This is a genomic window from Streptomyces sp. NPDC017943 (assembly GCF_044328425.1).
Taxonomy (GTDB): domain Bacteria; phylum Actinomycetota; class Actinomycetes; order Streptomycetales; family Streptomycetaceae; genus Streptomyces; species Streptomyces djakartensis_A.
Map to the genome: position 1 here is coordinate 1 of NZ_JBIRHH010000028.1, position 12,283 is coordinate 12,283.

A 12,283-nucleotide genomic window follows, 5' to 3' on the forward strand; every position below is an offset into this window, starting at 1 on the left:
GCTACGAGCGCAAAGCCGAGCATTTCCTCGCCTTCACGAGCCTCGCCTGCATCCTCATCTGCTACCGCCGACTCGCCAAATGAGATGACTTCTTAACCGCCGCTACGAACGAAAACCTGGCAACTACCTGGCCTTTCTCGGACTCGCCGAGGCCCTCTGCTGCTACAAGCGACTCCGGAACTGACCATGTAGGCCACGGTCTTATCTCTCCACAATGACTGGACATTGGCTGCGCCGCCTTCCATGCCCGCGCGCCTGACCTTGCGCGAAGACGTGCGGCCTGCTGAACCAAGGGAGGAACCGGGCCGTAATAGAGGGACCCCCCGTGGCAATCGACGGGGATCAGCCGTGCCACACCTGGAGGGTCGTCCGTTGTTCCGCATCACCGTCCGCGATCACATCATGATCGCCCACAGTTTCCGTGGCGAGGTTTTCGGGCCCGCGCAGCGCCTGCATGGTGCAACGTTCCTGGTGGACGCCACCTTCCGGTGCGAGCAGCTGGACGAGGACAACATCGTCGTCGACATAGGTCTGGCCACCCGGGAGCTGGGTGCCGTCGTCAGCGACCTCAATTATCGCAACCTCGACAACGAACCGGACTTCGCCGGCGTCAACACCTCGACCGAGTTCCTGGCGAAGGTCATCGCCGACCGGCTCGCCGAACGCGTCCACAAGGGCGCTCTCGGCGAGGGGGCCAGGGGCCTGGCCGGACTTACCGTGACGCTGCACGAGTCACACGTCGCGTGGGCGAGTTACGAGCGTGCGCTGTGACCGACGCGTCCGTCGAGGCGGCCGGGTCGACCCGGCTGACCTATGTTCGCACGCGGATCGCCGCCCGAGGCGCCGCCCCGGCCGACGACGGGATCATCCCCATGTCGCTGCGGACCGTGCGCTTCGTCGTGCCGGGCGGCATCGACGATCCGGCCGCCCCGAGCGGCGGCAACGCCTACGACCGGCGGGTCCGGCTCGACCTGCCCGGCTTCGGCTGGCGGGTGCGAGGACTGCCCGTCGACGGCGACTGGCCCCGGCCGGACGACGCCGCCCGCGGGGAACTCGCGCGCGTCCTGCGCCGGTTGCCGGACGGCGCAGTGGTGCTGCTCGACGGCCTCGTCGCCTGCGGGGTGCCAGAGATCGTCGTCCCCGAGGCCGCCCGGCTGCGCATCACCGTCCTCGTCCACCTCCCGCTCGGCGACGAGACCGCTCTCGAACCCGAGGTCGCCGCCGAACTGGACGCCCGCGAGCGCGCAGTGCTGCGCGCCGTACCGGCCGTCGTCGCCACCAGCGACTGGGCGGTACGGCGCCTCGTCTCGCACCACGGCCTCGACCCGGCCCGCGTGCACGTCGCCGCGCCCGGCGCCGACATCGCGCCCCTCGCGCACGGCACCGACGGCGTTTCCCGGCTGGTGTGCGTCGCCGCCGTCACCCCACGCAAGGGCCAGCACCGGCTGGTGGAGGCCCTGGCCGCGGTCGCCGACCTGCCTTGGAGCTGCGTGTGCGTCGGCGGGCTCGGCCACGACCCGCAGTATGTCGCCGGATTGCGGCGCCTGATCGCGCGGCACGGGCTGGAGGACCGGCTGGTGCTCGCCGGGCCCCGGTCCGGCGCCGAACTGGACGCCACCTACGCCACCGCCGACCTGATGGTCCTGACCTCCTACGCCGAGACCTACGGCATGGCGGTCACCGAAGCCCTGGCGCGCGGCATCCCCGTTCTGGCCACGGACGTCGGCGGGCTCCCGGAGGCGGTCGGACGCGCGCCCGACGGAGGGATGCCCGGCATCCTCGTCCCGCCCGAGGACCCGGCCGCGCTCGCCGCCGCACTGCGCGGCTGGTTCGGCGAGGCGAACGTACGGCGCCGGCTGAAGGAAGCGGCGCGCGGCCGGCGCGCGGCCCTGAACGGCTGGGCGACGACGACGGGAAACCTGGCCGGCGTACTACACCGGCTGCGGAACGAACCCCGGAGGGCGGCATGAGTAAAAGGACGGCGACAGCCGGTGATGCGGTTCCACCCCGACCGGAACCGTGCGAAGCCCTCGAGCCGGCCGCCAGCGTGCTCGCGGGGGCGAGCCCGGCCGAGCCACCTTCCGCCCAGGCCGGGCAGCCGACTGCGGAGCGGGCCGCTACGGATGTGAACGCGACGCCGGAGCGATCCGCTGAGTCGTTCGTCCGTGAAGTTCCGTGCTACGCCCCCGAGTGGCTGCGCCTGCGTGAGCCCTCCGATGCCGCCGCGCGGGCGCGCGACCTGCTCGGTCCGCTGCGGACCCACCTCGCAGGGCGCACCCCGCCGACGAGGGGACTGCTCGTGCACGACCTCGGCTGCGGCACCGGTTCGATGGGGCGCTGGCTCGCTCCGCTGCTCGACGGTGCCCAGCACTGGGTGCTGCACGACCGTGACCCCTATCTCCTGCACTTCGCCGCCGCGGACGCCCCGCGCTCGGCCGCCGACGGCGGCCACGTCACCGTGGAGACGCTTCGCGGGGACCTCGCCCGCCTCACCCCGGACGCGCTGTCCGGCGCCGACCTGGTGACGGCGTCCGCGCTCCTCGACGTCCTGACCGCCGAGGAGATCGGCACCCTCGCCGCCGCCTGTGCCGCGGCAGGCTGTGCGGCCCTGCTGACGCTCTCGGTGGCTGGACGCGTCGAACTCGACCCCGCCCAACCGCTGGACGCCGAGATCGCCGAGGCTTTCAACGACCACCAGCGGCGCACCGGGTTGCTCGGCCCGAACGCGGTCACCGCGGCAGGGGAGGCCTTCGCCGCGCACGGCGTCACCGTGCAGACGCACCCCAGTCCCTGGCGGCTGGGCCCCGACGAGGCCCCACTCACCGCGCAGTGGCTGCGGGGCTGGGTGGGCGCGGCCGTGGAACAGCGCCCCGAACTGCGGGCAAGGGCCGAGGCGTACCTGGACGAGCGCCTCGCCGCGTGCGCGGACGGCATTCTGCGCGTGGTTGTCCGCCACACCGACCTGCTGGCGCTACCCCCGCTGACGGGCGGGACGCCGTGAGCGCACCCGCCCCTCCAGCGGACAACCTCCGCACCCCGCCCCGCCCGGACACCCCCTCCCTGGCCGCACCCCCGGCCCGCCGCGCCCTGCGCACCCACCTTGGGACCCTGGCGGGCGCCGCCATCCTCGCCGTGCTCCTGTGGCGGATGGGCTCCGACGCCTTCATGGGCGGGCTGCGCCGCATCGACGCTCCGACCGTGCTCGCGGCGCTCGGCATCGGGTTCGTCACCACGGTGTTCAGCGCCTGGCGCTGGGCACTGGTAGCCCGGGGCCTGGGCATCCGGCTGCGCCTCGGCCCGGCCGTCGCCGACTACTACCGCTCCCTGTTCCTCAACGCGGCCCTGCCCGGCGGCGTCCTCGGCGACGTGCACCGGGCGTTGCGGCACGGGCGCGGCGCCGGCGATCTGGGGCGCGGCGTGCGGGCCGTCGTCCTCGAACGGGTCGCCGGACAGCTAACGTTGATCGGCACCGGCGTCGTCGTCCTGCTCACGCTGCCGTCCCCGGTGCGGGACGAGGCCCGGCGCGCCGCCCCCCTCGTGGCTCTCGCACTGCTCGGCGCGGTCGCCGTGGTCCTCGCCCTGCGTCCGCACCGGGCACCGGCCCGTCGCGGGCGGGCCGGGCGGGCGCTCGGCGAGACGCGGCGAGCGCTGCTGTCCCAGCGGAGCCTGTCGGGCGTCGCCGTGTCGTCCATCGTCGTCCTCGCCGGGCACCTGGTGATGTTCGCGCTCGCCGCCCGGGTGGCCGGCAGCGGGGCCACGCCCGCCGAACTGACCCCGCTGGCCGTGTTGGCCCTGCTCGCCATGAGCCTGCCGCTGAACGTCGGCGGCTGGGGCCCCCGGGAGGGCGTCACCGCCTGGGCGTTCGGCGCGGCCGGCCTCGGCGCGAGCAGCGGGCTGGGCGTCGCGGTCGTCTACGGCGTGCTCAGCTTGGTGGCTAGCCTGCCCGGTGTCGTCGTCCTGGTCGCCCGCCGGTTCGCCGGCCCGGACGGTTCCTACGAACGCCCCGGCCGCTTCTCCTCGGTCAGGAGGGCGCAATACGCCCCGAAGGAGTCCGCGAGACTCGCAGTTCCTTTCCCTTTTCCGCCGAGCCGAGCGAAGGGCGCCCGATGCCACCTTAATCGGTATAGGCGGACAACCCGAAGGAGAGCAGATGACGCCGGTCGTCCGCGACGAAGTCGGCCGCCTCGTAACCGGGCCGGACCGATTCGGGACGCGCGTGCGGAAGATTGGAGGTCTCGATTTTTCCGGCGTGCATGTCGGTGAGCGGCGAGGTCGCCACGCCCGCCCGCTCCAGCGCCTGCTCCCAGTCCTCCGCGGCCGGGAAGAGCACCATCCGCTCACCGCGTGCCGAGGACTCCTGCGCCACGTTACCAAGGACGTAGTTCCCGCCGTGCCCATTCACCACGACCAGCGCCTCGACACCCGAGCGGCGCAGCGAGGAGGCTACGTCCCCGACCACCGCGTGGAGGGTCACCGAGGAGATTCTGACGGTTCCGGGCCAGTCCGCGTGCTCGTGCGAGCAGCCGATGGTCACCGGCGGGAGCAGGTGCACCGGATACGCCGCGGCGATCTCCCGGGCCACGGCGCAGGCGACCAGGGTGTCGGTGGCCAGCGGCAGGTACGGCCGTGCTGCTCGAAGCTGCCCACCGGCAACACCGCCGCCTGCAGGGCGAGTCCGGCACCCCGGGCGCGCCCGTCCTCAGAGGTGCCCGCCGGCACAAGTGAAGTATCCACCGTATGGCCCTTCGTCCTTGTCGGGCGACCCGCCCCGAGATCCGCTGAGAGATCTGTTGAGGAACGCGATAAGCATGACAGAAAAAGTTGGTGTACTCGGCAAGAAAACGTCGCAGCGCACGGACGTGGAACGGGTGGTGGTGACACCGCTGCCCACCGTGTACGGCGAATTCCGGGCGTACGGCTATTTCGACCACGAACGCGGCGACGAACAAGTGGCGCTGGTGTACGGCGAACTCGACGCGGAGGGGGTCCTCGCCCGGCTGCACTCGGAATGCCTGACGGGCGACGCGTTCGGCTCCCGGCACTGCGAGTGCGGCGACCAACTGGCCTCCGCGCTGCAGTCGGTGGCCGCCGCTGGCAGCGGCGTCGTCGTATACCTGCGCGGCCACGAGGGACGCGGCATCGGGTTGTTGGCCAAGCTCCGGGCGATGGCGCTGCAGGCGGAGGGCCTGGACACGGTGGAGGCCAACCTCGCGCTCGGCCTGCCGGTGGACGCTCGTGACTACGGGGTCGCGGCCCGCGTCCTGGGCGACCTCGGGGTGCGGTCGGTGCGCCTGATGTCCAATAACCCGCGCAAACGCGAAGCGTTGGTGCGGCACGGCATCGAGGTCGCCGAGCAGGTGCCGCTGCTGATCCCGCCGTGCGAGACCAACGTCGGCTACCTGCGGACCAAGCGGGAGCGCCTCGACCACCACCTACCCCACCTGGACGTGGTGACGTACCTGCCTTGCTGATCATTTCAGAATAAGTTCGGCTCGGGGGTGTGGCAGTGGGACTGATCAGCGGCAGAGTTCGGCGGGTGTCGGATGATCTCGTGCCTGATGATCTGTGGGATCGTGTCGTCCCGTTGCTCCCGCCTCGTCCGCCGCGGCGTCGGTGGGATCCGGGTCGGTTGCCGGCGGGCGACCGTGCGGCTCTGCGCGGGACCGTCTATGTCCTGCGCACCGGGCGTGACGTGGGCGGTCGTACCGACCGAGGCGATCGGCTGCAGCGGGGGGAGCTGTTGGCGGCGCCTGCGGGAGTGGACCGAGGCAGCCGTCTGGCCCCGTCTGCACGAGTTCCTCCTCGCGAAACTCACAAAGGCCGGCCTGCTGGACATGGACGACGCCGCGATCGACGGCTCGCACATCCGGGCCCTGAAACGGGGGCTCACACCGGTTCTCCGCCGGTCGACCGGGCTCGGCCTGGCAGCAAGCACCATCTGATCACCGACCAGCACGGAACACCCCGCGGTGTCCCTGACCAGCGGAAACCGGCATGAGGTCACTCAGCTCATGCCGCTGCTGGACGCGATCCCCCGCATCCGCGGCCTGGCCGGCAGGCCCCGCCACCGACCACGACGGCTGTTCGCCGACCGCGGCTACGACTACGACAAGTACCCGACACCCGCTCTGCGCGCATGGCATCACACCGACGACCGCCCGAAAGAGCACCACCCACGGCTCCGGGCCGGGCAAGACCAGATGGGCCGTCGAGCGCACATTCGCCTGGCTCCACCAGTTCAAACGCCTCCGGACCCGCTACGAGATACGAGCCGACCTCCACCTCGAACTGCTCCCACACGCATGCAGCCTCACCTGCTCGCGACGACTCCGAACCTCATCCTGAAATGATCAGTTAAAAGGGCGACTAATCCCGACAAGGTTTGGCTCGAGGTTCACAGGTCGCGCTCCAGTTTGGCGTGGGTTTTTTCCGGCAACTCCCTGGGTTTTCGCGAGGCGAACATGTCACCGGAGGGCAGACTGCCGTGAGGTCTGTCCGGCCTTATATGCCGATGCGTGACGCACCGCTTTCTGCGCGGACGGCTCGGCACTGGCCACGCCTCGGCCGAAGGAGAGCGTTGCCGCCTGCGACATGCTCAGGCCCTGCGCGACGCTGCGCAGATCCGGAGTGGGCGCATGTTGGGACACGTATGTGAAGGCCTGCCCGAACAGCTTCGTCCCGTCGACCGCGGTAGTGAGCCCTTCGGTGAACTCCTCAGTCAGCTTCCCGGTCGGTTCCTGCTTGGGTGTCGACACGTAACTGTATATGAGCTCGAAGTCGTTATACGGATACACTTGACACTCCACGCCGGTCGGAACGGAGAACCAAAAATCATGCGGAACCTGAGTGGCGTGGCTTTTCAAGGCACGCCTCGCCTGTTCGAAGAACTCGTCACACTTGACGCGAGTGGTCGGATGCCGCCCGGTACCCTCAGCGTGCATTTCAACCTTCTTACCCCGTTGGAGCATCGCGGCTGTCAGCGCGTCGCGACGGGAATAGGAAAGACTGTCGGAGTAATACAGTTTTAGCGGCTGCCATGCTTCCCCGAGTTCGGGGCACCACCCGGGGTCACCTGCCACACGGAAGGCGAATTCTGTGATCTTGTGGCTCATGATGTGATCGAGGTGAGGATATCCTCCATTCTCGGCGTACGTGCTGACAACATGTGGCTTGTGCTCGCGCATGGCGGCGACCAGAGGCTTGGCGGCCTCCTCGACGGACTTGGTCGAGAACGATCCTTCAACCGCTGCCTTTCCGTTTCCCACGGTGAAGCCTGAATCCTTGAAGCCGAGCCAAACGTGGTGGTCCAGCTTCAAATGCCGCGCCGCTTCCTTCATCTCGGCACGACGAACTTCCGCGATGTTCGCCTCGACTTCCTGAGCACTCGCGTAAGCCACGCTCGAATTATCCGGGTCTGGCCTGTACGGATACTCCAGATCGGGGTTGAGTACGTCACCTTGCCCGCCGTCCGTGCAGGTGACCACCGTGACTTCAAAACCCAGGGACTTCAGGTAGAGCAGGGCAGCGGCAGCCTTGCTCGACTCGTCATCGGGGTGGGCGTGTACCGCCATGTACCTCAGGGCCACTGCCAATGCTCCCGCCTTTTGTCGCTCGTGTTCGGAATTGAAGCGCGAGGCGGACCCACTGTGGTGCGGCATACACCGGCATTCGCGCCATGATCATCTCGACGCACGCTCTACGGACGTGCCGACTGGCCGGTTCACCTGGTCCACGACATGCAGGACGAGCCCGAGGGGGCCTCACAGGTCTTGGACGGCGCGCAGGGCGGCGTCCACGCGGACCATGGCCGCAGCATCGACCGGGCCGATGAGTTTGGCTCCGTCGAAGCGGTCGACGCGCAGTTGTGCGACGTTGACGGCAACGGCGGTGCAGGGGAACGGGTCGCCGATGGCGATGGACATGGCGGTCTCGGGGTAGCGGCCGACGTCGTGCAGCACGATTCCCAGGACCGCACCGTAGGCCTCTTCAAGACCGGTCAGACCGATGATCAGGAAGTTGCGGCCGTCCGCGAGCGCCCAGATCTCCCCACGGTTCACGGCGTGTCGCCCTCGCCCGCCAGGTCGTCACTCAGGCCGAGTGCCGCCAGACGCTTCGCGGCATCGAGCGTGGCGGCGCGCCGGGCGGGGCGCACCACGTAGGCGTTCACATTGAGACCGGCTTCGGAGGCGGCAACCCGAATTGAGGGAGCGAGATCGTCGGGGACACGCAGGGTCATTGTGGCGGCAGACATGATCGCAGAATAGCCACCGCGTTATGGTGGCGTAAGGCATCCGGTGGTCCTGCTGACGAGGACAACAGAGTTCCGAGAGAGACGGAGCCACAAGCCACGCCCAAGCGGGTGTTGGTCAAGCCGGATTCCCGCAGGTGGCAGGGCCGCCGAATTCTCACCGGGTGTCCGGACCACCGCCTGCCGCACTCGATGATGAGGCGGTCTTCGCAGCGGTCATCTATGTGCTGGTCAGCGGTTGCGCTTGGCGGGCGTTGCCGGCGTGCTTCGGGGCATCCGGATCATTCTTTTAAAACGTGCGGTGCGGCGGCATCACCACATGCCCTCTGGTCTCGGCTCGCAGGCCCCGGTAGCCAGCATCCGCGAGGATCTCGGCTGCCGGGCCTCCTCCGGGAGCCTGACCAGCCGTGACCGGCGGGCATGAGTGATGTCCGCGTCCCAGCCGTGCTGCGGCCTATGCCCGTCCGACCGGCCAAAATCGCCTCTTCGAGCCCCGCCGAGTGCGGCACCGCCCTTGCACTACTCGCGCTACAGCCCACTGCAAGCCCGCGAAAACGAAACGGTCCACCGACTCCGTCGGCGGACCGTCGTGCAAGGTCGCGTTTAGCTCGTTCTGGTGTGTCTAGTGCTGTGACCGGGAAGGTTCATCGGCTCGCGGCGCCCGGCACGGCACCTCGCCGCGTTGTCGCATGACCCGAGTACATCCAGTACGCGGGTCATGCTCCGCCTTGCGATGCACCGCACCGGACGCCGCGAGCTTCCCGGCGAACCTTCCCGGTCACAGCACTAGTCAGCAGGGCTTCATGGAGGAGAAGGTGTCGTTGAGCTCGTTCCCAGTCAGATTGATGCCCGACTTAGCAGGAACTTCTGTCTTTCTGCCGCCGTAATTGTCATGCTCGAAGAAGCACTGCGCAGTGTCGGTCGGGTTGGAGACCATGGTGATTGTATCGTTGAATCCATATTCCGAGAGGCTGGGTTCATCGCCGAATAGAAACGTACTGTTGCCGCCTTCGAGATTCGCAAGCCAACCGTCGTGCTTGAACACCGTCGGGGCGCCATTCTGGGCAAAATCGAAGAAGCTTCCGCCGCCACTCTTGGTACCCACTTCCTGGAACGCCACCGGAGCGGGAGGGGCCGCTTCCTCCTTAATCCAGCTAGGGCCGAAGAGGACCGCTCCTCCAGCCACACTTAGTACCGCCACACCCGAAATCAGATACTTCTTCAACTTGAGCTCCTGTCTACTCTAGGTCGGTTCCAAGAAGCCGCCCTCCGCTTTCAAGCAGCAAAACGAGACGTGCGCTGCATCGGTTCACTCGTTTCGACATCTGCTGATACGGGAATCGAGATGCGCATTTTGCCCGATGTAGCCGGAAAGAGGGTACTGAGGGGGCATGCATGTGGTGTACCGGCCCTGACAGCTGCCTCCCTCCAGGTCACAGAACAGGGGGCCGGGTAGGAGGGGACCCGAACGCACGCTTTATGAACCATGGTTGCGTGGCCAGGCCACAGTCAGGCTCGGTACCGCCGTCCGCGACGTCAGCCCCTGCCCCGCCCTCTCGTTGACTCCTTCATTGAGGCCGATGCCGTGGTTGATTGCTACCCGGAGTACAGCCCTTACGGCGACCCGGCGGGCTGGACATCGATTGGCGATGGTGCGCACCACGCTGTTGGTCGGTTCGCCCGAAGGGTCCTCGCCCTTCGGGCGAACCGACCAGTCCTGCGAGCCGCCCCGTCGCCCTGGCGCGGCTCCTCAGGATGGGGGCGGCGAAGCCGAGAAAGGCCAAGTGGTCGCGGGGATCGCGTGCGTGGCCGGAGACTGAGTCGGCGGTAACTCGATATCCGGGACATCGTCCGCTCGATGACCCAGCGGCTTCGCCCTCATCACTTGCTGGACTCGATGCCCTTGCGGGCAATACGCACGCTGATCCGTACACCCCGGAGCCATCTGCACAGACCAGCCTGGTCGTATGCCTTGCCGGCGTGCAAGCGACAGGGCTTGAAGTATCGGTCGCGGTGGAGGTCGCGTCCCGTTTGGTGACCCTCCACCATGAGCTTCATTTTTCGCTGCCGTGTGTGTTCCCCGCGGAGACGCCGACGAGGGGCAAGCCGTTCGCGTCCAACAGGACGTGCATCTTGGAACCTGGCTTACCCCGGTCCCGGTCCACGGTCTCGGACCTGTAAGTTCGCCCCCGTTTCTGACCCGAACATGGGCGGTGTCGAGCACGATGCGTGTGACGTCGATGAGGCCGGCGTCGTCGAGCCGGTGCAGTACGGCCTCGTGCACCGGCCTCAATACCGGCTTTCGAGCAGATCAGGAAGTGCCGATGGGCGGTCGCATTCGAGACGCCGAAGCACGGCGACAACGCGCGCCAGGCACAGCCGGACACCGGGACATAGATGATCGCGGCGAACAACGTCCCATCAGTGATGTCCTGTATGCCGCTGCCCTGTGGCCGCACCTTGCACTGTAGGATCAACGGCTTCGCGATCTACCGTCGGCGTTGTCGGAGACGCTGGCCGTGCTCACCAGACGGCCAGGAGCAGTCCGAGGGCATCGACCCCTGAGGTGGCGCTTATGACCTGCGATCTTCTTGCCTGCGTCGATGCCCTGGCCGGCTGCGGGCACGTTGGTGGAGGTCTTGATGCTCTGCGCGTCCAGCACGCAGGCACTTGATTCGGCGTCCTGCCCTCGGCCTGACGGACCAGGCGCCGTAGCTCGGGGGGGCGGCCAATGTCCAGGCCCTTGCCCCTGCGCTCGGCCCGCCAGGCGGCGAGCGTTGGTCCGATCAGTTCCCAGCGGGCGTCGGACAGGTCGCAGGGATACGGGCGTTGTCGCGTCATGTTTCGGTAGTAGCGTCAGGAGCGGCACCGCCCCAGGGCGCAAACGGCTTCATCCAAGGGCGCGTTGGGATCGACAGGAGCGAGTACATCGAAACGGGCCGAGGTCTCGCCTCTGTAGTCACACACCCCTCGCAGGACCCTTCCGCATCAACGCCCCCATGACAATCCGCGAACTAAGCGCCACCAAACAACCTTGCGGGGACAAAATGATCTTTAAGAGGTCGCTTTCGCCCAGGATGCGTGACTATCGTCTGGTTTTTGTCTCACGAGGTTGCTGCGTTGGTGAGGCGATCGGTGCGGCCGAAGCCTGATGGTCGGCTGGGGTGACGGTTGGGGCAGGGGGCGGCTTGCGCCTGTCTCATCCCAAAGCACTCCGGAATCCGGACGAGCTTCCGTCCACCCCGCCTTCGCGCCTGGGCGCACTCACGTCCTGGCGGTACGCCCAGGTCATGACGAATCGTCGCCCCTATCCAAGTGATTTGTCCGATGCCCGCTTGGCACTGATCGAGCCGGTCCTGGCCGTCTGGCGGGCCGAGCGACGGCGCCACGCCCTGAACATCGGGCGCCCGCCCGAGCACGACCTGCGCGAGATCATGGACGCGATCCTCTACGTGGACCGGACCGGAGTGCAGTGGCGCTACCTCCCGCACGACTTCCCGCCCTGGGAGACGGTTAGGCACTGTTTCTCGGATCTCCGTACGTGAGCGCGGTGTTGGGGTCAGGTTGGCTGGATGGGACGTGGTGACCTGACTGAACGCGGAATGGGATCGGCTGGAGTCGTTCCTACCGCGTGGTGGTGCGCGTGGCGGCCGGTGGAGTGATCACCGGCGGGTGATCAACGGAGTGTTGTATCGGGTGCGGACCGGTGTGCAGTGGCGGGACCTACCTGAACGGTTTGGACGGTGGGAGACGGTCTATAAGCGTCATCGCCGCTGGTCGGCGGACGGGACGTGGAAGATGCTGCTGTCGAGGATCCAGGCCGCCGAGGACGCCGCGGGCCGGATCGACTGGGACGTGTCGGTGGACTCCACAGCGGTGCGAGCTCATCAGCACGCTGCCGGCGCGAGGAAAGCACCGCCTGCCGCGCTTCCTCAAAGGGGGGCCCGCCAAAGGACGAATCACATCGATCCGGTCCTTCGGAAACTGGCCGTCCGACTGGAGGAGGTGGTCAGATCGGCGAATGCCTGGGACGCT

Annotated in this window: 9 protein-coding genes and 8 pseudogenes; 10 read left to right on the top strand and 7 right to left on the bottom strand. The window is 68.0% G+C overall.

From position 1 onward, the window contains the following. Nucleotides 1-91: 91 nt before the first annotated feature. The 5 genes and pseudogenes from ACH4C6_RS34785 to ACH4C6_RS34805 all read left to right on the top strand — a co-directional run. Nucleotides 92-184: pseudogene (locus tag ACH4C6_RS34785) on the top strand (IS5/IS1182 family transposase); the annotation flags it as partial. A gap of 218 nt (nucleotides 185-402) precedes the next feature. Next, the gene (locus ACH4C6_RS34790) at nucleotides 403-771 is read left to right on the top strand and encodes a 6-pyruvoyl trahydropterin synthase family protein (protein WP_398112655.1); all 369 of its coding nucleotides are present in this window, start codon (nucleotides 403-405) and stop codon (nucleotides 769-771) included. Then, a complete protein-coding gene (locus ACH4C6_RS34795) occupies nucleotides 768-1,970 on the top strand; it encodes a glycosyltransferase family 4 protein (RefSeq protein ID WP_366900701.1) in 1,203 nt (400 codons plus the stop codon). The genes ACH4C6_RS34790 and ACH4C6_RS34795 overlap by 4 nt, the downstream gene beginning before the upstream one ends. Continuing rightward, on the top strand, nucleotides 1,967-3,001 hold the full coding sequence (locus ACH4C6_RS34800; RefSeq protein ID WP_398112652.1) for a methyltransferase domain-containing protein: 1,035 nt from the start codon (nucleotides 1,967-1,969) through the stop codon (nucleotides 2,999-3,001). The genes ACH4C6_RS34795 and ACH4C6_RS34800 overlap by 4 nt, the downstream gene beginning before the upstream one ends. Further along, nucleotides 2,998-4,118, top strand: a pseudogene (locus ACH4C6_RS34805) (YbhN family protein). Before ACH4C6_RS34800 ends, ACH4C6_RS34805 begins: the two are co-directional and overlap by 4 nt. Here the strand turns inward: ACH4C6_RS34805 and ACH4C6_RS34810 are convergent. Further along, nucleotides 4,115-4,582 carry a creatininase family protein gene (locus ACH4C6_RS34810; protein WP_398112653.1) on the bottom strand — a complete coding sequence of 156 codons (468 nt, stop codon included), beginning with the start codon at nucleotides 4,580-4,582 and terminating at the stop codon, nucleotides 4,115-4,117. The pseudogene ACH4C6_RS34805 and the gene ACH4C6_RS34810 sit on opposite strands and share 4 nt — an antisense overlap. Nucleotides 4,583-4,808: 226 nt before the next feature. On the opposite strand from ACH4C6_RS34810, the gene ribA reads away from it, so the two are divergent. Both ribA and ACH4C6_RS34820 read left to right on the top strand, forming a co-directional pair. After that, nucleotides 4,809-5,471 carry a GTP cyclohydrolase II gene (gene ribA / locus ACH4C6_RS34815; RefSeq protein WP_366900699.1) on the top strand — a complete coding sequence of 221 codons (663 nt, stop codon included), beginning with the start codon at nucleotides 4,809-4,811 and terminating at the stop codon, nucleotides 5,469-5,471. A 65-nt stretch (nucleotides 5,472-5,536) separates the two neighbouring features. Then, nucleotides 5,537-6,345, top strand: a pseudogene (locus ACH4C6_RS34820) (IS5 family transposase). A gap of 119 nt (nucleotides 6,346-6,464) precedes the next feature. On the opposite strand, the gene ACH4C6_RS34825 reads toward ACH4C6_RS34820, so the two are convergent. The 3 genes from ACH4C6_RS34825 to ACH4C6_RS34835 form a co-directional block, all read right to left on the bottom strand. Further along, complete coding sequence (locus ACH4C6_RS34825) at nucleotides 6,465-7,571, bottom strand: PIG-L family deacetylase (RefSeq protein WP_398112654.1); 1,107 nt, start codon at nucleotides 7,569-7,571, stop codon at nucleotides 6,465-6,467. A 189-nt stretch (nucleotides 7,572-7,760) separates the two neighbouring features. Continuing rightward, a complete protein-coding gene (locus tag ACH4C6_RS34830) occupies nucleotides 7,761-8,057 on the bottom strand; it encodes a hypothetical protein (protein ID WP_366900895.1) in 297 nt (98 codons plus the stop codon). After that, on the bottom strand, nucleotides 8,054-8,251 hold the full coding sequence (locus ACH4C6_RS34835; protein ID WP_366900894.1) for a toxin-antitoxin system HicB family antitoxin: 198 nt from the start codon (nucleotides 8,249-8,251) through the stop codon (nucleotides 8,054-8,056). Before ACH4C6_RS34835 ends, ACH4C6_RS34830 begins: the two co-directional genes overlap by 4 nt. 134 nt (nucleotides 8,252-8,385) lie before the next feature. Between ACH4C6_RS34835 and ACH4C6_RS34840 the strand changes: the two are divergent. Beyond that, a pseudogene (locus tag ACH4C6_RS34840) lies at nucleotides 8,386-8,532 on the top strand (transposase); the annotation flags it as partial. 506 nt (nucleotides 8,533-9,038) lie between these two features. Here the strand turns inward: ACH4C6_RS34840 and ACH4C6_RS34845 are convergent. The 3 genes and pseudogenes from ACH4C6_RS34845 to ACH4C6_RS34855 form a co-directional block, all read right to left on the bottom strand. Then, nucleotides 9,039-9,473, bottom strand: a complete 435-nt coding sequence (locus ACH4C6_RS34845) for a hypothetical protein (protein WP_366900930.1) — start codon at nucleotides 9,471-9,473, stop codon at nucleotides 9,039-9,041. Between the two features lie 529 nt (nucleotides 9,474-10,002). Next, a pseudogene (locus tag ACH4C6_RS34850) lies at nucleotides 10,003-10,737 on the bottom strand (IS5 family transposase); the annotation flags it as partial. A gap of 2 nt (nucleotides 10,738-10,739) precedes the next feature. Beyond that, a pseudogene (locus tag ACH4C6_RS34855) lies at nucleotides 10,740-11,089 on the bottom strand (transposase); the annotation flags it as partial. 449 nt (nucleotides 11,090-11,538) lie between these two features. Between ACH4C6_RS34855 and ACH4C6_RS34860 the strand changes: the two are divergent. Further along, nucleotides 11,539-11,778 (top strand): annotated as a pseudogene (locus ACH4C6_RS34860) (transposase); the annotation flags it as partial. Between the two features lie 42 nt (nucleotides 11,779-11,820). Further along, nucleotides 11,821-12,160, top strand: a pseudogene (locus ACH4C6_RS34865) (IS5 family transposase); the annotation flags it as partial. Between the last annotated feature and the right edge of the window lie 123 nt (nucleotides 12,161-12,283).